General features: G+C 58.5%; 19 protein-coding genes and 1 tRNA gene. 6 read left to right on the top strand and 14 right to left on the bottom strand.

Going from position 1 to position 17,646, the window contains the following annotated elements; genetic code table 11:
* Positions 1 to 23: 23 nt before the first annotated feature.
* Complete coding sequence (locus AC2FEE_RS17510; RefSeq protein WP_496866620.1) at positions 24 to 749, top strand: response regulator; 726 nt, start codon at positions 24 to 26, stop codon at positions 747 to 749.
* On the opposite strand, the gene AC2FEE_RS17505 is transcribed toward AC2FEE_RS17510, so the two are convergent.
* The 8 genes from AC2FEE_RS17505 to AC2FEE_RS17470 form a co-directional block, all read right to left on the bottom strand.
* Positions 746 to 1,264: a GNAT family N-acetyltransferase gene (locus tag AC2FEE_RS17505; RefSeq protein WP_496866619.1), complete on the bottom strand. Its 519-nt coding sequence runs from the start codon at positions 1,262 to 1,264 to the stop codon at positions 746 to 748. The two genes, AC2FEE_RS17510 and AC2FEE_RS17505, sit on opposite strands and share 4 nt — an antisense overlap.
* Positions 1,261 to 1,815 (bottom strand): helix-turn-helix domain-containing protein, encoded by a 555-nt coding sequence (locus AC2FEE_RS17500; RefSeq protein WP_496866618.1) that lies wholly within the window; start codon positions 1,813 to 1,815, stop codon positions 1,261 to 1,263. The genes AC2FEE_RS17505 and AC2FEE_RS17500 overlap by 4 nt, the downstream gene beginning before the upstream one ends.
* 121 nt (positions 1,816 to 1,936) lie before the next feature.
* Positions 1,937 to 2,953 (bottom strand): Fe(3+) ABC transporter substrate-binding protein, encoded by a 1,017-nt coding sequence (locus AC2FEE_RS17495; protein ID WP_496866617.1) that lies wholly within the window; start codon positions 2,951 to 2,953, stop codon positions 1,937 to 1,939.
* Positions 2,954 to 3,095: 142 nt separating this feature from the next.
* On the bottom strand, positions 3,096 to 3,659 hold the full coding sequence (locus AC2FEE_RS17490) for a hypothetical protein (protein ID WP_496866615.1): 564 nt from the start codon (positions 3,657 to 3,659) through the stop codon (positions 3,096 to 3,098).
* A gap of 29 nt (positions 3,660 to 3,688) precedes the next feature.
* Positions 3,689 to 4,204 (bottom strand): hypothetical protein, encoded by a 516-nt coding sequence (locus AC2FEE_RS17485; RefSeq protein WP_496866614.1) that lies wholly within the window; start codon positions 4,202 to 4,204, stop codon positions 3,689 to 3,691.
* Positions 4,194 to 4,571 (bottom strand): hypothetical protein, encoded by a 378-nt coding sequence (locus AC2FEE_RS17480; protein ID WP_496866613.1) that lies wholly within the window; start codon positions 4,569 to 4,571, stop codon positions 4,194 to 4,196. Before AC2FEE_RS17480 ends, AC2FEE_RS17485 begins: the two co-directional genes overlap by 11 nt.
* Before the next feature lie 184 nt (positions 4,572 to 4,755).
* Positions 4,756 to 4,881 carry a type B 50S ribosomal protein L36 gene (ykgO, locus tag AC2FEE_RS17475; RefSeq protein WP_005648635.1) on the bottom strand — a complete coding sequence of 42 codons (126 nt, stop codon included), beginning with the start codon at positions 4,879 to 4,881 and terminating at the stop codon, positions 4,756 to 4,758.
* Positions 4,882 to 4,972: 91 nt separating this feature from the next.
* Positions 4,973 to 5,047: transfer RNA gene (locus AC2FEE_RS17470), tRNA-Val, on the bottom strand.
* Between the two features lie 149 nt (positions 5,048 to 5,196).
* On the opposite strand from AC2FEE_RS17470, the gene AC2FEE_RS17465 reads away from it, so the two are divergent.
* Positions 5,197 to 6,057: an N-formylglutamate amidohydrolase gene (locus tag AC2FEE_RS17465; RefSeq protein ID WP_496866612.1), complete on the top strand. Its 861-nt coding sequence runs from the start codon at positions 5,197 to 5,199 to the stop codon at positions 6,055 to 6,057.
* A gap of 2 nt (positions 6,058 to 6,059) precedes the next feature.
* Here the strand turns inward: AC2FEE_RS17465 and AC2FEE_RS17460 are convergent, their stop codons facing one another.
* Both AC2FEE_RS17460 and pyrF read right to left on the bottom strand, forming a co-directional pair.
* A complete protein-coding gene (locus tag AC2FEE_RS17460; RefSeq protein ID WP_496866611.1) occupies positions 6,060 to 7,313 on the bottom strand; it encodes a DNA polymerase IV in 1,254 nt (417 codons plus the stop codon).
* A 359-nt stretch (positions 7,314 to 7,672) separates the two neighbouring features.
* A complete protein-coding gene (gene pyrF, locus AC2FEE_RS17455) occupies positions 7,673 to 8,377 on the bottom strand; it encodes an orotidine-5'-phosphate decarboxylase (protein WP_496866609.1) in 705 nt (234 codons plus the stop codon).
* Between the two features lie 152 nt (positions 8,378 to 8,529).
* Here pyrF and AC2FEE_RS17450 point away from each other — a divergent pair, with 152 nt between their 5' ends.
* Complete coding sequence (locus tag AC2FEE_RS17450) at positions 8,530 to 8,850, top strand: hypothetical protein (RefSeq protein ID WP_496866608.1); 321 nt, start codon at positions 8,530 to 8,532, stop codon at positions 8,848 to 8,850.
* 185 nt (positions 8,851 to 9,035) lie between these two features.
* On the opposite strand, the gene AC2FEE_RS17445 is transcribed toward AC2FEE_RS17450, so the two are convergent.
* Positions 9,036 to 9,728 (bottom strand): glycosyltransferase family protein, encoded by a 693-nt coding sequence (locus AC2FEE_RS17445; protein ID WP_496866607.1) that lies wholly within the window; start codon positions 9,726 to 9,728, stop codon positions 9,036 to 9,038.
* 303 nt (positions 9,729 to 10,031) lie between these two features.
* Here AC2FEE_RS17445 and clpB point away from each other — a divergent pair, with 303 nt between their 5' ends.
* The gene (gene clpB, locus AC2FEE_RS17440; protein WP_496866606.1) at positions 10,032 to 12,650 is read left to right on the top strand and encodes an ATP-dependent chaperone ClpB; all 2,619 of its coding nucleotides are present in this window, start codon (positions 10,032 to 10,034) and stop codon (positions 12,648 to 12,650) included.
* A 47-nt stretch (positions 12,651 to 12,697) separates the two neighbouring features.
* On the opposite strand, the gene AC2FEE_RS17435 is transcribed toward clpB, so the two are convergent.
* The 3 genes from AC2FEE_RS17435 to AC2FEE_RS17425 all read right to left on the bottom strand — a co-directional run bounded on the left by AC2FEE_RS17435 (position 12,698) and on the right by AC2FEE_RS17425 (position 15,577).
* The gene (locus AC2FEE_RS17435; RefSeq protein ID WP_496866604.1) at positions 12,698 to 13,627 is read right to left on the bottom strand and encodes an alpha/beta hydrolase; all 930 of its coding nucleotides are present in this window, start codon (positions 13,625 to 13,627) and stop codon (positions 12,698 to 12,700) included.
* A gap of 34 nt (positions 13,628 to 13,661) precedes the next feature.
* Positions 13,662 to 14,474, bottom strand: a complete 813-nt coding sequence (locus AC2FEE_RS17430) for a cyclase family protein (RefSeq protein WP_496866603.1) — start codon at positions 14,472 to 14,474, stop codon at positions 13,662 to 13,664.
* Positions 14,475 to 14,638: 164 nt separating this feature from the next.
* On the bottom strand, positions 14,639 to 15,577 hold the full coding sequence (locus AC2FEE_RS17425) for a hypothetical protein (protein WP_496866601.1): 939 nt from the start codon (positions 15,575 to 15,577) through the stop codon (positions 14,639 to 14,641).
* Between the two features lie 280 nt (positions 15,578 to 15,857).
* Here AC2FEE_RS17425 and msrP point away from each other — a divergent pair, with 280 nt between their 5' ends.
* Together msrP and msrQ are read left to right on the top strand one after the other, a co-directional pair.
* Positions 15,858 to 16,760, top strand: a complete 903-nt coding sequence (msrP, locus tag AC2FEE_RS17420) for a protein-methionine-sulfoxide reductase catalytic subunit MsrP (protein ID WP_496866600.1) — start codon at positions 15,858 to 15,860, stop codon at positions 16,758 to 16,760.
* Between the two features lie 4 nt (positions 16,761 to 16,764).
* Positions 16,765 to 17,379 carry a protein-methionine-sulfoxide reductase heme-binding subunit MsrQ gene (msrQ, locus tag AC2FEE_RS17415; protein WP_496866599.1) on the top strand — a complete coding sequence of 205 codons (615 nt, stop codon included), beginning with the start codon at positions 16,765 to 16,767 and terminating at the stop codon, positions 17,377 to 17,379.
* Positions 17,380 to 17,646 lie beyond the last annotated feature (267 nt).

The raw sequence follows: 17,646 nt of genomic DNA, 5'->3' as shown, positions 1-17,646 counted from the left end.
AACAAGCCCGCCTGGACTCGATTATGGTTAAAGAACATATCCTTGTCGTCGATGATGACTCACAGATCACGTCCTTTCTGCAGCGCTATCTTGAAAAGCAGGGCTGCCGGGTCAGCTGTGCCGCAGACGGAAATGCGATGGATGCGATTCTGGAGAAATCCGAGATCGACCTGATCCTGCTGGATATCGGCCTGCCCGGGCGCAACGGATTCGATATCACACGCGAGCTGCGGGTGAGTTCCGACATTCCGATCATCGTTTTGTCGGGCCGGGATGAGATTTTCGACCGGGTTGTCGGGTTGGAGTTTGGGGCCGATGACTACATCACCAAACCTTTTGAGGCGCGCGAGGTGCTGGCTCGCATCCGCACTGTTCTGCGTCGGACCCGGCCCGAAGAGAAAGGGGCCAATGGGGCCGAGACGTCTCAGATCAAATTCGGCGATTGGGTGCTGAACGTGAATGAACGCACCCTGACGGCAACCGGTGCATGCGAAGCCACGCCTTTGACGACCACGGAATTCGATGTGCTGCTGGCTTTTGTGACCAACCCGCATATGGTCCTTTCCCGGGATCAACTGCTGGACAAGGCGCGCGGGCGTGAGACCATTGTTGGTGATCGAACCATAGACGTGCATGTGGCGCGGCTGCGCAAGAAGATCGAACCCGATCCCGCCGCGCCGACATTCATCAAGACGGTGCATGGTATCGGCTATTGCTTCGCCGCCAATGTGCGAAGAAGCTCGGCCTAGCTCAGATCCTTGAACATATAGGTTGTGGGCTCCAACCGGTTTTCGAGCGGGTTTCGGCAATAGTTCGGAATCTCTCCTGCGACCTGAAACCCCAGGCTTTGATACAGGATGAGCGACGGGTCAGTGCTGCGCGTGTCCAGCACCAACAGTGTTCGACCCAACTGGGTGGCGCGGTCTTGCAGCGTGGCCATCAGGGCCCGCCCCAGCCCTCGGCGCCGGGCCTCTGGGTGGACCAGCAGCTTGGCCACATCGGCGCGATGCGGTTGGTTGGGCATCGCCGCCGGGATCAACTGCACCGTGCCCACAACGCGCCCGCCGTCGCGGGCGACGAACAGATCTAATGCGCCGGTTTGAGTATTCGGCTGCACACGGTTCTGCCAATAGGCGCGGGCTTGATCCAGAGTGAAGGGCAGGATGAACCCGATACTGGCGCCGTCCTGCACACAGGCGTGCAGGATATCCGTCAGACCCTCCAAGGCTTCGTTAAAGCCGCTGTCGTCCAGACGCACGATCATATCAGCACCAGCAGGTATCGCGCCCCTCGGGCGGGCGTTGTTTCAAACCGGGTCGGGCCGGAAAGGTGATAGCGCAGGCAATCGCCGGCGTTTAGATCATGCGCCACCCCGTCTACCGTCAGCATCAAGGCACCATCCAGCATGATCAGATGGTGCTCCTGGCCGGGCTTCGGCGGGGTGTCATAGGTGATCACCGTGCCGGGCGGCAGATGGCCTTCCAGAACCTCGGCGCTGAGACCGGTGGCAGGCGGAGACACCGACCGGCGGGTAAACCCGGTTTCGGGATCGCACCATTCCGGTTGCCGTTCAAAGGGCGCGCGTGGGTCGAAACTGTCCTCGACCATCATCAGCAAGCGTGACATCGGCAAGCTATATGCGGCACACAACCGCCCCAGCGTTTCCGCGGTGGGGCTGACATCCCCCTTCTCCATCCGCGAGAGGGTGGCGCGGCTGATGCCACTGTGTTCGGCCAGTTGGTCCAGCGACCATCCGTGGCCCCGGCGCAGCTCATTCAGTCGGTTGGCAAGGCGGTTTGAGAGATCGTCCAGCATGGCTCAAATATGGGAATCACGTTCGTATATGAGATTATTGGCTAAAAATACGCGCTACGCAATAAGAAAGGGCGCAGAAATCTCTGCGCCCAGTCCACTGCTCGGGGTTTTTTTATCTAAGTCAGTTCCAGCCAGCCTCGTTGAAGATCTTCTGTGCTTCGGGCAGGTTCTTTGCAACTTCAGACAGGTTCACCTCATCGGCCTTGAACTCACCCAATGCCTTGACAGAGTCCACAAGCTCGACCCCTTCGACCGCCGGGAACTCGTCATTGCCGGCCGAGAAGTATTTCTGAGCCGAGTCGCTGGCCAGGTATTCCAGGAACAGGGTCGCGTTATCCTTGTTCGGAGCGTTTGCCGCCACACCGGCGCCGGACAGGTTCATATGCGCGCCGGTACTGTCCTGGTTGGGGAAGACCCAGCCGATCGAGTCGATGTCAGCGGACACACCCTTGACGTCCTTGCGGATGGCGCGGGCAAAGTAATAAGTGTTCGACACTGCGATGTCGCATTCACCCGAAACGATGCCGCGCAGCTGGTCGGTGTCGCCGCCCTGCGGGTCGCGCGCCATGTTGGCGACGATGCCTTCGGCCCATGCCTTGGCCGCCTCGGGGCCCTCATGGGTGATGATCGAGGCCAGCAGGGTCTGGTTGTAGGTGTTGCTGGACGACCGGATGCAGATCAGGCCCTTGTATTCCGGTTTGGCCAGATCGGCATAGGTGGCCGGTGGGTTGGTCACGTTTTCTTTGTCGTAAAAGATGATGCGGCCCCGCTGGGAAAAGCCAAACCATTCATTATCGACGTCCTGCAGATTGGCGGGAATGCGCTCTTCCAGAACCGCGCTGTCGATCGATTGCAGAATGCCCGCGTTCTTGGCCCGCGCCAGACGCGATGTATCGACGGTCAGCAGGATATCGGCAGGCGAGTTCGCCCCTTCGGCTTCCATACGGGCGATCAACTCATCAGCCTTGCCTTCGATACGGTTGATGGTGATGCCGGTCGCCTTTTCGAAGTCACCGTACAAGTTCTCGTCGGTGTCGTAGTGGCGCGAGGAATAAAGGTTCAGCTCACCTTCGGCAGCGGCAGAGGTTGCGATCAAAGCCGTAAGCGCGACGGCAACGCAGGTAGAGGATTTCAGCATCATGTGTCCCAACATTGAAAATCGTGGCGGGTATTAATCCGACTGATTTGGTCAATTAAACGATTCTGAGAGGGATGCAAGGAAATCCGACAAATTTAGTTGGTCAAAACGTCGCTGGCCTTTCATGCTGCACGCGCTGCTGTTAGGATCGACGCTGTCTGCTCTGTCTTCCTTCCGGTTGCGGCGGTGCGGGCGACGGCGCCGGCTCAGGATCTGGATCCTCCCCGAGCAGTGGTTCTTTGGTCAGCATGACCTGTGTTACAGCTTCCATGTATTTCTGCAGCATGACCGGCGGATCGGCCGGGGCGAGTTTGATGGTCAGCTTGCTTGCACCTTCCTGACTATAGGCATAGCGCGAGGAATAGCTGGCGTTGACTTGCGCTGCCACAGGCCCCCAGCCGCCTTTGACCGAAGCGCTGCCAGACGTCTCTTTCTGTTTGGTCATTGAGATCGCCATTTTGACTTCTATTTCGGCCTCCTGCACCGCATAGAATGCGGGGAGGAATCCCATCGACACGAGGCTGAATTCCTTGGCGGGGCCCTCGGGATTGGAGAGATCGGGAAGCTTGATTTTCTGATCGGCCATATATTTGGCCATATCGGTCGAATGACGATCCAGTTCGCTTTGTGACTCAGCGACCGAAAGTGCCAGCTTTTGAACCATTTCTGCAAAGGGAACGTTCAGAAGTTCCTGCCCGATACTCATTGTTCAAACTCCTTTTGAAATATTTGTGTTCACTCGATGATTTGCGTTTTTGACCGCCTTCGGACCGAAAAAGTAACTTTCGATGCGTTCTGGCTGACCGCCTGTTTCTTGGCGTTGGTTGCGATTTGGGCCTTACTGCCTTCTTGGCCCAGCCCCACCACGGCCTCGACCTTTACGTTGTCGATGGTAAACTCGCTGCTGCCGTCTGAACCGGCGAGGATCTGTTCGCCCAGCGCCTGTGAAAACTCCTGAGCGTTGACAACCTGAGTGTCATCGTCGCTCGAAGACATCTCTGACCGGCCCCCGGCCAACGGGCTTATGACCGGCGACCCCGCGCCCATCAGCATGCCGCCGCCACCTTCTTCCAGATCGTCAATCCGATCCTCCAAGTCCGAGATTGTCTGAAGCAAAGTGGCCTCGCGCTGCTCCATTGCGGTAAGGCGGTCAGCAAGTGACTGCAGCAGTGTCGTAAAGGCTTCGGGCAATTCGGTGACACGTACATCAATAGGTGGCCTCTTGGGGGCCTTAACCGTCTTACGTGCCATCGGTACCCCCCGTTGACCTGCTGTCATCTACTGGGCCCGGAGCAAAGCGCATGCGCATGGTCGATGCGCTTTTGGTGTCGACCGTATCGGTCTGGGTCAATTTCGGTCCAAAGAAGAAGGAGACGATTGCAGGTCGCTTGCCTGTTTCCGTTTTACTGCTAATCTCCATTACGACTTTCAACTCCACATCGACATCCTGCATGTGATAGAAGACTGGTGGGATGCCCATGTCGCGAAGTTCCTGCGGGTAGTTCTCTAGGGCGTTCAACTGGTCGAGGCTCAGTTGCTCGGCGGCTTGCGCCACGCTCCTACCAATATCCGCGACCATATCGGTCAGGGTCGTTCCGAGTATTTCACCGTCGGCCAAGTTGACCTCCCGTCATCGAAAATCCGGAGAACGTTAACACGAGAACGCTCTATCACAACGCGAAATATCAAAATCAAACTTGCCTTGCCTTCAACGGGGCTGAGCACAGAAAAAAATCTATAGTTGAAAAACAAAAAAAACCGCGCTCAGAGGCGCGGTTCTTTCAAACATTTATGTGCAATTCTCAGCCCTGGCGAGCTTTGAACTTGCGTTGCGTCTTGTTGATCACGTAGACGCGGCCTTTGCGACGCACAACCCGGCAATCACGGTGCCGGTTCTTGAGCGAGCGGAGCGAGTTCTTGACCTTCATTGGTCTGTCTCCAATCTGCGGCGCCTTCATCAAGGACGTGGCCAGCGCCTGGGTTAGTCGGGTGCCCCGGAATTCCGGAACAGTGAAACGATGGTGGGCGGTACAAGGATCGAACTTGTGACCCCTTCGATGTCAACGAAGTGCTCTACCGCTGAGCTAACCGCCCACTGAAACCTTTGCGTGCCCTGCCCCATAACGAAATGGGGCGCGGATCCCCGCGCCGGTAGCGGGGTCTATAAAAGGAGTCGCAAAGGGGTTCAAGGGGTTTGGTAGAACTATTTTCCGGTCTATGTTGAAACCGAACAAGGAGTCACCATGCAGAACACGCCCTATGTATTGGATATGCCCACCAGCCGCACGTCCTGCGTGGTGTTTTCCTCTCCGCATAGTGGCCGGAATTACCCTGAAACCATGCTCAGCCGCTCAGTTCTGAGCGAAAACGTGATTCGATCCTCGGAAGATGCCTTTGTGGATCAGTTGTTTTCCGCGGCGGCTGATTTTGGCGCGCCGTTGATCTCGGCTGTGATGCCGCGTGCCTATCTGGACCTGAACCGCAGCGCCGAAGAGCTGGACCCGGCACTGATTCAGGGCGCGCGCCGTCATGGGCACAACCCGCGCGTGGCTTCTGGGCTGGGGGTGATTCCCCGCGTGGTGGCGAATGGACGTGCGATTTACCGCGGCAAGCTGACGATGGATGAGGCCCGCCTGCGTATCGACACCATCTGGCGCCCGTATCACGCCCGCATCAAATCCCTGCTCGCCGAATCGCACAAGGCGTTCGGGCAGGCGATACTGGTCGATTGCCATTCGATGCCGCATGAGGCCGTTGCCATGGTCAGCAATCCAAGAACCAGACGGCCGGACGTTGTGCTGGGCGACAGGTTCGGGGCGTCGGCGTCGGTCGATGTGGTGGATCGGATCGAGGCGGCCTTTGTCGCCGCCGGGCTTAACGTTGCACGCAACACGCCGTTTGCCGGGGCTTACGTGACCCAGACCTATGGCCGCCCCACCCGTGATCAGCACGCGGTGCAGATCGAGATCGACCGGGCGCTGTATATGGACGAAGTCCGAATCGAGCCGAATGAGAACTTCGCTGCGTTTCAGGAGATTCTGCGCGAGATCATTCGGGACATTGCCGGTATCGGCGAGGAATCTCTGCATCTGGCCGCCGAGTGACCTCAGCGCAGGGCGCGGCCTTTCACAATCGCATCGCTGCCAAAGCGACGTCGGATCTCATCGGTGGCCCGCTCAGCTTGTGACCTCTGGGTGGCGCCGGGGTCCAGCAGGTCACCTGATATGTCCGCTTGCGATTCAGCGCACAGATCGGACAGGCCAACGCCCAGCAAACGATAGGGGCCTTGATCCCCGACCTGATCGAACAACCCCCGTGCGGTGCGATAAATCCGGTCGGCGATCTGCGTCGCGTCCCGCAGGGACAGGCGGCGAGTGATGATCTTGTGATTGGCGCGTTTCAGTTTCAGCGTGATGACCCGTCCGGCCAGCGCCTTGGCCTTGGCGCGGTCGGCTACCTTTTCCGACATGCGCCACAAGTGGCCGTCCAGAATGTCCAGACTGGCGGTGTCTTCGAAGAACGTGGTCTCGTTGCTGATCGATTTCATCGGCTCGTGCGCCGAGACGCGTCGCTTGTCCTGCCCGCGGGCCAGATGCCACAGCCGGTAACCCATAGATCCGAACCGCGCGGTCAGCGCCTCTTGGTCCCAGCGCAACAGGTCGGAAAAGCTGCGGATGCCTGCGCGGTCCAGAGATTCCTGTGCGGCCGGGCCGATGCCCCAGATCAGCCGCACCGGTTTGTCATACAGGAAGTCCGCCGTCTCGGCCTGACCGATCACTGAAAACCCGCGCGGTTTGTCGAGGTCGGACGCGACCTTGGCCAGAAATTTATTATGCGACAGGCCGATCGAGCCGGTCACGCCCAGCTCATCTTTCATCCGTTTCACCAGCCGCGCCAGCATCACGGCAGGCGGTGCACCGTGCAGGCGTTCGGTGCCGGACAGGTCCATGAAGGCCTCGTCCAATGACAACGGTTCGACCACCGGGGTCAGTTCATCCATCATCTTGCGGATTTCGCGCGAGACCTCGGCATAGACCGACATGCGCGGCTTGATCACCACGGCATCGGGGCAGAGGTGCAGGGCCTTGAACATCGGCATGGCCGAGCGCACCCCGCGAATGCGCGCGACATAGCAGGCGGTGGACACAACACCCCGTTTGCCGCCTCCGATGATCACCGGCTTGTCGGCCAGTTCAGGATTGTCGCGTTTCTCGACCGAGGCATAAAAGGCGTCGCAATCCATATGCGCGATGGTCAGATCGAACAGTTCCGGATGTGTTTTAACTCGCGGGCTGCCGCAGGCAGGGCAGCGCCGTTCGTCGGTAAATGTGGTCAGGCAATCTCGGCAGAGACCGGGCATGCAATTTTCCCGCCTTCCGTGCGATCCAATCAGCGGCTTACTTATACCAGCCCCGACTGCTGCGCAAAGTGCCAGCGGATGCAAAAGTTACAGTGATGTTCGGAAGAAGACCCCCCGCGAAGAGGCGGGGGGAGGTGACGGACCTCAGGAAGAGACGGTCCGCGGGGAGTATCACGACCCTAGAATCGCTCAAAATCACGGGTTTCGATAGGACCCAGGTCACAGAAGAAAAACTCGAGTTTTTCATGTGTGTTTTCGGGCACAGGGACGATTTGGCGCGGATCAGCCGGAAAGTGACGCGAGGTCAACCATTTGACGGCACTTTTTGGCGCGAAAATCCGCCGATCTGGCGGGGTGCTTCAGTCCTGTGTCAAGGAATTTAACTCTGCAAGAACCGCCTCAGCGGCCGCTTTCGGATCCTCGGCCTGATAGATCGGGCGTCCGACAACGATGTGATCGGCACCGTTGCCGATGGCGCTGGCCGGGGTGGCCACACGTTTCTGGTCGCCGAGGGCTGCGCCAGCCGGGCGGACGCCAGGTGTGACGATCAGGCGGCCCTCGGCCTGCGGCAGAGCGCGGATCAAGGCGGCTTCCTGCGGGCTGGCGATTACACCATCGGCGCCGGCTTCTAGTGCTTTGGCCGCGCGTTCGACAACCAGATCCTGCACGTCGCCCTGTTTCAGCAGGCTGGCATCCAGATCGTCCCGGTTCAGCGAAGTCAGGATGGTCACCGCCAGAATCTTGAGGTCCTTGCCCGCAGCCCCCTCTTTGGCGGCGCGCACCACATGCGGGTCACCATGCACGGTCAGGAAATCCAGATCGAACTGCGCCAGCCCCCGTACGGCGTTTTCCACCGTGTTGCCGATATCGAACAGCTTCATGTCCAGAAAGATGCGCTTACCATGATCCTGTTTCAGCTCATTGGCCAGGGCCAAACCGCCACCGGTCAGCATCCCCAGCCCGATCTTGTAGAAGGACACCGCGTCGCCCAGTCGCTCGGCCATGGCCAAACCCTTCAGGGCGTTCGGGACATCAAGGGCAACGATCAGGCGTTCATCGGACATGGGGCAAGCTCCTTTTTGGCAAACGTCTGCGTCCTAGCGGGTTCGGGCGCCTCTGTCCATGCGGGACCGAAGGGTGATGAAAATCAACCCGCAAAAACCGGACTGTGATATGGTGCCGGACATTCAATGGCGCATTTCAGATGGGGGAGAATATGAAAGCACGGATTGGAGTTGGACTCGTTCTGGTATTGGCGGCGTGTCAGGACATGCCGCTGGAGACAGAGGCTGCAGACACTTTCATCGTGTCACCAACAAATGATGATCTGCGTCTTGTGCGCGGATATCGTTCAACCGATGACGATTGTCAGCTGACCGGGGAAACAGCCTTTACAATCGATTTCTTAGATGATGCCGCGGATCTTGTATCCTGCCCGACAGGAAGCGATGCGGCGAAATCCTTGGTCGAGATGTATGGTGCGCGGCAGGTGGCGGCAACCGGAGGCTATTCAGTCTTTACCGTTCCTCGGCGATAGACCGCCCCGGGCGTGACCGATCCCAGGAAAAAAGCGACGTCAGCCTGTCAGCCATTTCTGCCAGGATATTGATACTCCTCAGCCTACGCAGCGTTACACGATATTCTTTGCCTTCGACGATCTTCATCGAGTTGGTAAGGTGTGGCACGGCTTTCAGCACGGTATTGCTCGGGGGAACGGGCGTGTCACTGTCTCGCATTGCGCAGACGAGTTGACTTTGCGGCGTTGCGCGCCCCCCACTTGATCAAAGCGTTGTGGCGGTAACTGCTGTCCTGCACCGGTGCTTCGCGCAACGTCTCGAAATCGGCCTCCAGAGCGTCAGATCGCTGTTGTATGGATGTCCTGTTGGCCAGTGGAAAGTGAATCCGCGCAAGTTCGGGGGCGTGGACCCAAGGATGGAAGGCCCCGTGTGCGCCCAGGGAAAACTTGATCGGTTTGCTCAAGGCAAAGGGCTTGGAACAGCGCGTCGAAATCCTGAGCTGCATCCGGTCCTCTGGCAGCGGCTCGACCTCGAACTCCACCGCCCCCACGACGCTTTGCGGCAGTTGGCTTTCCAAAACCTGAAGCAAGGTCTGCTCGGGCCGTGTCGACAGCACGATTTCATCCAGGTCTCCGCATAGCACCCAATCATGCGAATTGTGAAGAACAGCGCAGATATCGGTGAGCATCCGGCAGCGTTGTTTATCAAAATCCCCCGGCAACTGATTGCGCGGAATTCTGATCAGGTAGCAGTCTTTCGCCAGTTCAGAATGAACGTCGTCGTTGCCATGACCAATGATATTCATGTTTTGCGTTCCGAGCAGCTGGCCATAATACTCAATCCATTTCGATAAGTACCAATGATCATTTTTAACCATCGTGACGGCGCTAACTTTCAACCCAAACTCTCCTGTCAAGGACGCGAAACCAATTGAGCGTGAATCTCCGGGCAAGGCCAAAGGTTTTGATGAGTTTCCGTCATTTCGGCCTTTTGGGCTCTCCCGGCATTGCGACGTGTTCCCTCGAGTTGATTCCGGCAACCGGCTCATTGTGCGTGGAGAGAGAAGAAAACACAGAGGTTTTTGCGTATGCTATGTCTTGAAAGAGTTTAGAAATTCACCAGATTGAATGCGAGGCCTAGACCGACGCGTGCCGCCAAGCGGGCGCATCACAATCGGGGCGCTTGAGAGAAGGAGAAAAGTATGGACTTGAACAAGTTCACCGAGCGGGCACGAGGGTTCGTGCAGGCGGCGCAGACGATAGCGCTGCGCGAGGGGCACCAAAGGTTGGAGCCCACACATATTTTAAAGGCATTGATGGATGATGATCAGGGGCTTGCCAGCAACTTGATCACACGCGCTGGCGGCGCCCCCAATCGCGTGGTCGAAGCGTTGGATGCCGCGATGGCCAAGATTCCGAAGGTCAGCGGCGATGCGAGCCAGATCTACATGGACGGCCAGACCGCCAAGGTTCTGGACGAGGCTGCAAAGATAGCCACCAAGGCGGGCGACAGCTTTGTGCCGGTCGAACGCGTGTTGATGGCGCTGTGCATGGTGAAATCCAAGGCCAAGGAGGCATTGGAAGCTGGTGCCGTTTCTGCCCAGAAACTGAACGAGGCTATCAACGACATTCGCAAGGGCCGCACCGCTGACAGTGCGTCGGCAGAAGAAGGGTATGATGCGCTCAAGAAATACGCGCGCGATCTGACCGAGGCTGCGGCTGAAGGCAAAATCGACCCGATTATTGGGCGTGACGAGGAAATCCGCCGCTCGATGCAGGTTCTGTCACGCCGCACCAAGAACAATCCGGTTCTGATCGGTGAACCCGGTGTCGGTAAGACTGCAATCGCCGAGGGTATGGCCCTGCGCATCATCAACGGTGACGTGCCGGAATCGCTGAAGGACAAGAAGCTGCTGGCGCTCGACATGGGCGCGCTGATCGCCGGTGCGAAATACCGCGGCGAGTTCGAAGAACGCCTGAAGGCTGTTCTGACCGAAGTCACCGAGGCCGCTGGTGAGATCATCCTGTTCATCGATGAGATGCACACGCTGGTCGGTGCCGGGAAATCCGACGGTGCGATGGACGCCGCCAACCTGATCAAGCCTGCGCTTGCTCGGGGTGAGTTGCATTGTATCGGCGCGACCACGCTGGACGAGTACCGCAAATACGTTGAAAAAGACGCGGCCCTTGCGCGTCGGTTCCAGCCTGTGATGGTCACCGAACCGACCGTCGAGGACACGATCAGCATTCTGCGCGGTATCAAGGAAAAGTACGAGTTGCACCACGGAGTGCGCATCTCGGACTCGGCGCTGGTGTCGGCGGCGACCTTGTCACATCGCTATATCACCGACCGGTTCCTGCCGGACAAAGCCATCGACTTGGTCGATGAGGCCGCGTCGCGGTTGCGGATGGAGGTAGACTCCAAGCCGGAAGAGCTGGATCAACTGGATCGCCAGATCCTGCAGATGCAGATCGAGGAAGAGGCGTTGAAGCTTGAAGATGATGCGGCTTCCAAAGATCGTCTGGAAACCTTGCAAAAGGATCTGGCTGACCTGCAGGAGCAATCCGCCGAGATGACCGCCCAATGGCAGGCCGAACGTGACAAGCTCGCAGGCGCACGGGATCTGAAGGAACAGCTCGACAAGGCGCGGGCTGATCTGGAGATCGCCAAGCGGGAAGGCAATCTGGCGAAAGCGGGTGAGCTGTCCTATGGCGTCATCCCTGAGCTTGAGAAAAAGCTGACCGAGGCTGAGAACGCCGAAAGCAGCCAGATGATGGCCGAGGAAACGGTGCGTCCGGAACAGATCGCTTCGGTGGTCGAACGTTGGACCGGTATCCCGACCTCGAAAATGCTGGAAGGTGAGCGCGAAAAGCTGCTGCGGATGGAAGACGATCTGCATTCCCGCGTGATCGGTCAGGATGCGGCGGTGACCGCCGTTGCCAACGCCGTGCGCCGTGCGCGTGCAGGGCTGAATGACGAGGGTCGCCCGCTGGGCTCGTTTCTGTTCCTCGGGCCGACCGGCGTGGGTAAGACCGAGCTGACCAAGGCGGTGGCGAACTTCCTGTTCGACGACGACAACGCGATGGTACGTATCGACATGTCCGAGTTCATGGAGAAACACGCGGTTGCCCGTCTGATCGGTGCCCCTCCGGGCTATGTCGGTTATGACGAAGGCGGCGTTCTGACCGAAGCGGTGCGGCGCAGACCCTATCAGGTCGTGCTGTTCGATGAGGTCGAAAAGGCGCATCCGGATGTGTTCAACGTGCTGCTGCAGGTTCTGGACGATGGTGTTCTGACCGATGGTCAGGGTCGTACCGTGGACTTCAAACAGACGCTGATCATTCTGACTTCGAACCTTGGGTCTCAGGCGCTCAGCCAGTTGCCCGAAGGAGCGGACAGCGCGCAGGCGCGACGCGATGTGATGGATGCGGTCCGGGCGCATTTCCGGCCAGAATTCCTGAACCGTCTGGACGAGACCATCATCTTTGACCGGCTCAAGCGGGCCGATATGGATGGTATCGTCGATATCCAGATGGCACGCCTGCAGAAACGTCTGGCCGCCCGGAAGATCGAGTTGGTGCTGGACGATGGCGCGAAGGAATGGCTGGCCAATGAAGGCTATGACCCGGTCTTTGGTGCACGTCCGCTGAAACGCGTGATTCAGCGCGCCTTGCAGAACCCGCTCGCCGAAGCCTTGTTGGCCGGCGAGATCAAGGATGGTGAGACCGTTCCGGTCACGGCCGGAACAGATGGCCTGATCATCGGTGACCGGCTGGGAACGTCGGAACGGCCCCGCCCGGATGACGCCGTGGTGCACTAACGAAGGCCCGAAAACAGAAAGACCCGCCACCCCGGCGGGTCTTTTTCTTATGTCCCGGCAAATTGCTGGTTCAGGAATTCCGCGATTTCCGTCAGGGACGCTTCCGCCTCGGGGATATCCGGGTAAAATTCGAACACGTGCCACATGCCCTCCCAGATGCGCAGAGTGCAGTCCGCACCCGCATTGCGCAGGAGATGATCCAGACGCACGCAACCGCTCAGCAGATGATCGCGGGTTCCGCTGGTCAGGAAGACGGGTGGAAAATCGGCGTCGAACGGGCCATAGATCGGTGAAATGTCGGGATGTGTCAGGTCGGTTTTACCCGGTGCGTAGCAGGACCGGAAAAACTCGACCTCGGTCTGGTTGAGGAACGGGTCCCGATCCGCCCGGCCGCTGTCACCGGGATTGTGCTGATCGACAAATGGCGACAGCAGGGCCAATGCCCTTGGTTGCGGCCCGCTGGTCGCACGCAGCCGGTGAAGCGCCGCCAGCGCCAGATTGCCGCCAGCGGATTCCCCGCACAGGCAAGCGCTGGGTGTTCCGGCCAGAACGGAAGAGATCACCGCGGTACAGGCGTCAAGTGCTGCCGGGTAGGGGTGTTCTGGGGCCAGCGGGTAGTGGGGCGCAATCACAACGGCACGGGTTTTATCCGCGAGCGAGGCGGAAATCGGCAGATCCTCGAACGGGCTGCCCAAGGTAAAGCCGCCCCCGAACAGGTAGACAAGTTTGTGGCCATTACGCGGTTCAGGTGGCGTGATGATCATGCATTGAACGCCTGCGATTGTCTGCTCGGACAGGGTGACGCCGGTTTTTTCAAGAACCAAAGCGCACCCCTTTTCGCCTTGCTCGCGCAACATGGCTCGAAATTCGTTTAGGGGCAGGCTCAGATCGCGGCTCGAAGCTTGGGCGGCAAAAGCCTGTGCCTCGGGGCTGATCAGGGCAAGGTTTGGCAAAGGATGGTCTTTGGTCTTGGTCATATTGGAAGCTTGGAAAGCGGGCCCTGAAACGGCTTTATATCAGTGCAAATATTCGTGCCGGACCGCCCGTGCCGCCGACATGTTTGGGGGCGCCGATGACCAGCGTGGCGCCGGCGGCAGGTACCCGATCCAGACTGGCCATGTTTTCGATCCCAAAGCGGCCGGTTGGCAACCAGGCATAGTGCGTGGCGAAATCCGTAGAAATGCCGTGGTCCAGAGACAAGGTGTCCGATGCAATCGAGCGCGCGCCGGTTTCTTCCATCAACATCTGCGCAGCCTCAACGTGGAAACCGGGATAATGCTGTGCTTGACCGTCAAACCCGCGATAAGCGTCACTATCGGCCTTGGCAGCCCAGCCGGAATACAGCGCGACACAAGCGCCGTCCGGAATGTCGCCATTGGCCGACATCCACGCCCTCAGGTCGTCTGGGGTGAGCAGCGTATCCACGTCTTCGGCTGCGCGGGCCGCGATGTCCACGACACAGAGTGGAGCGACAAGATCCGAGACCGGGATTTCCTCTACCGAGGCCCCATCGACGGAAAAATGCAAAGGTGCATCAATATGCGTGCCGGTGTGTTCATTCACTATCATTCGCTGCACGTTGAAGCCATGGTCCGCGAAATTGAATACCTGTTCGGACGCGTATCCCGGCTCTCCGAAATACGTCGGGAAATCGGCGCTGAGCGGATGGGTCATGTCCTCGATACCGCCGTGACCTGCAGCCAGTGCCGCGGGCGCGGCAGCTCCGGTTGCGGCGGCTACGCCGGTGGCAGCAGCGGCTTTGAAAAACCCGCGCCGCGACAGCATACGGTCCTTGACGGCGTTCATTACGCAAATGTCACACATTCGTCTTCTCCCTCTGAGGTTCTTCAACTGTTCGGATGCGCAGGCCATCCGCTTTCGTCTTCAGTTCCTGAGGATCAGCCTGCATTTTTGCTGCAAGCGTTGTAAAGTCCGGGTTGGCCGCAGGTGCCGCCACCGTCACGCCCCCGAGCGCGCGCAGATCGGTTTTAATAGTTGCCCGTCTGGCGGCTTTTGCGCAGGGCGCGCAGGTCTTCCGCGCTCATCCGTGGGGCGTCCTCGGCGCTTTGCTCGGGCTTTAGATTGGCCTCAATCACCTCGGCCAGTTTCGGAGCTGTGTCGCGCAAACGCAGATACCCCAGAACGCCGCCTGCGCATTGCAGGCTGAAAACCCAGGTTCCAATCAGCATATAGACGACGAACAGACCGATCAGCGACCAGATGGGCCGGATGGATGCCATGCCCTTTGTCATGTCTTCAAGCTCTTGCAGGTCAGCCTGCAACGACCCGAAATAGTCCATGGCAATCAACAACGCGATAAGAAGCGCATGCAGGACGAACATCCCCACGTAGCTGAAGATGGTCAGCGCAAACAACGGGCCGAACGACGCCCGAAAATGCCGGAAAGGCGTATAGTGCATACCGTCCGGGTCCCGCCCGATCGAAGCGGATGTGATCGGCACAAGCAGGCTGGCCCGGATCGAGCATATGGACAAAAAGACCGCAAGCAGCCCCAGCAACCCCGGAAGTGCCCAGGACGGGTCCACATATTCAAGCGCCAGGTCGGCGACCTCACTCTGCTGCAGAACGTCGGGTGAAATCACGAAAACCGAGGCCGCAATAACCACGCCCAGGATGAGGGTTACGCTCACGCCCTCGACGGCGCCGTAGATCACCGCCGGGGTGAACAGCCCCTTGATGCTTGTGCTGGGTTTCACACCTTTGACCTGCAGACCCATCCTTGTCCCGATCAGGGTCGGGACGACGCTGGAAGAGGCCATGATCAGGAAGGTTACAATGAATGCAAATGGCGGGAAAATAAGGCCCAGCAATAGCCCAACCAAGGTTCCGAACAGGTTATAGATGGCTAGACCGATAAGCATGACCGGCAAGACAACCGCCATGCGCCAGAAAATGGAAAGGGACAAAGGGAAGGCTTGGGCAAACAGCACTGCAATAATCTCTGATCGGTATTCGTCTATGTTTCGGCGTATCGAAGCCGTACAGGCTGCGCCAGTGCTTTTCCAAAGCGATGTCAAATGCCATGCCGCTATGTGTCATTTTGGAATCGCGTTGACGGAGCTGCGGAACTGTGGCCGCGCCCGATACGTTACAATCTCGTCTCTCAATCGTGACGCCTGTTTCCTTGGCTCTGTGCTATCAGCGGATTACCTCATACCCGAGTAAGTTTGACGACTGGAGACATACATGGCGCATCGCTGGACCAATTCACTGACACAGGCCGACGTCACCCCGCGGGTGGCGTTTCTGAACCGGCGGCAAGTCATGGCCGGGCTGGCAGGAGTCGGACTGGCGGGGATGACGCGTGGGGCCTCGGCGCAGGAGGCTCTGGAACCGAACACGTGGGAAGAGATCACCTCGTACAACAATTATTACGAGTTCGGGACCGGCAAAGACGATCCGGTCAAATATGCGGGTGCGCTGACAACCGAACCTTGGAGCATCAAGATCGACGGTCTGGTCGACAATCCCGGCGAGTATGACTTCAAAGACATTATGTCCGAGATGACGGTTGAGGAACGCATCTACCGCTTCCGCTGTGTCGAGGCCTGGTCGATGGTGATTCCGTGGAACGGGTTCGAACTGGCCGATCTGCTGAATATGGTCGGCGTGCAGGATGGCGCCAAATACGTGGCTTTTGAAACTGCCGTGATCCCCGATGAGATGCCGGGCGTGCGATATCCGATTCTGGACTGGCCCTATCGCGAAGGTCTGCGCCTGGATGAGGGCATGCATCCGCTGACCATCATGGCCACCGGCATCTACGGTCGTCCAATCCCGAACCAGAACGGCGCGCCGCTGCGTCTGGTGGTTCCGTGGAAATACGGCTTCAAGTCGATCAAGTCGATCGTGCGGATCACCCTGACCGATATCGAGCCGCCCACCAGTTGGAACATGTCCAACCCTCGCGAGTATGGCTTTTATAGTAATGTAAACCCGAACGTGGATCACCCGCGCTGGTCTCAGGCCTCGGAACGTCAGATCGGCGGTGGTCTCTTTGCCAAGCGGGTTCCGACGCTGATGTTCAATGGCTACGAGAAAGAAGTCGCGGGCCTGTATGAGGGCATGGATCTGGCGGAATACTATTAAGCCTATGCAACGGGTGAATCAGATATTGCGTCGTATTCCCGTCTGGGCGGTGTATCTGTTGGGGGTGCTCCCGGCACCGTGGCTGTTCTATCAGGCCCTGACCGGTGGCTTGGGCGTGGAGCCGATCGAGGCGCTGGAACACCGGTACGGAGAACTGGCGCTGCAACTGTTGATCGCAGTGCTGTCGATTTCTCCGCTGCGGCGGTTCCTCGGGCTGAACCTGTTGAAGTTCCGCCGTGCCCTTGGCGTACTGACATTTACCTATGTCAGCCTGCACCTGCTGGTGTGGTTGGTTCTGGATGTTCAAGTGCCCAGCCAGATCTGGGCTGATATTGTCAAACGTCCTTATATTACGGTTGGCATGGCCGCGTTCACCCTGATGCTGCCGCTGGCGGTGACATCGAACAATCTGTCCCTGCGCAAACTGGGGCCTCGTTGGCGCAGTCTGCAACGTCTGGTCTTCCCGGCAGCGGTTCTGGGGGGGCTGCACTACGTCATGCTGGCCAAGGGATTTCAGATCGAACCGCTGGTCTATTTGTCCCTGATCATTGGCTTGTTGCTGTTGCGTCTTCCGGGTGCGGGTTTGCTGAATCGGCCGCGTGAGGTCGATTCCGCCTGACTCGCTACCGAGTCTGTGGGTAATTCTGTGTAAAAGCCGAGATTCGGGGTGTGCCCCTTACAAAAACGCGCGCTTGGTTCAATTTGAAGCAATTCAAAACATTGATTTATTTGAATTAAATTTGATTTCGCGATTTTTTGCAGATTTCTTGTTTTTTCTGCTTGCGGCTAGTGCTGGTTATACTTAGAACCCCCTTCACCGGCGCTGCTGAGGCGGTGCTGACGGGTTGGAGAGACGGCCTGACGGACTGGAAAGACGGTTGAGACG

The organism is Ruegeria sp. YTSC199, from assembly GCF_059609725.1.
The sequence above is the reverse complement of the archived record's forward strand: the minus strand, read 5'-3'. Positions and strand labels throughout refer to the sequence as shown.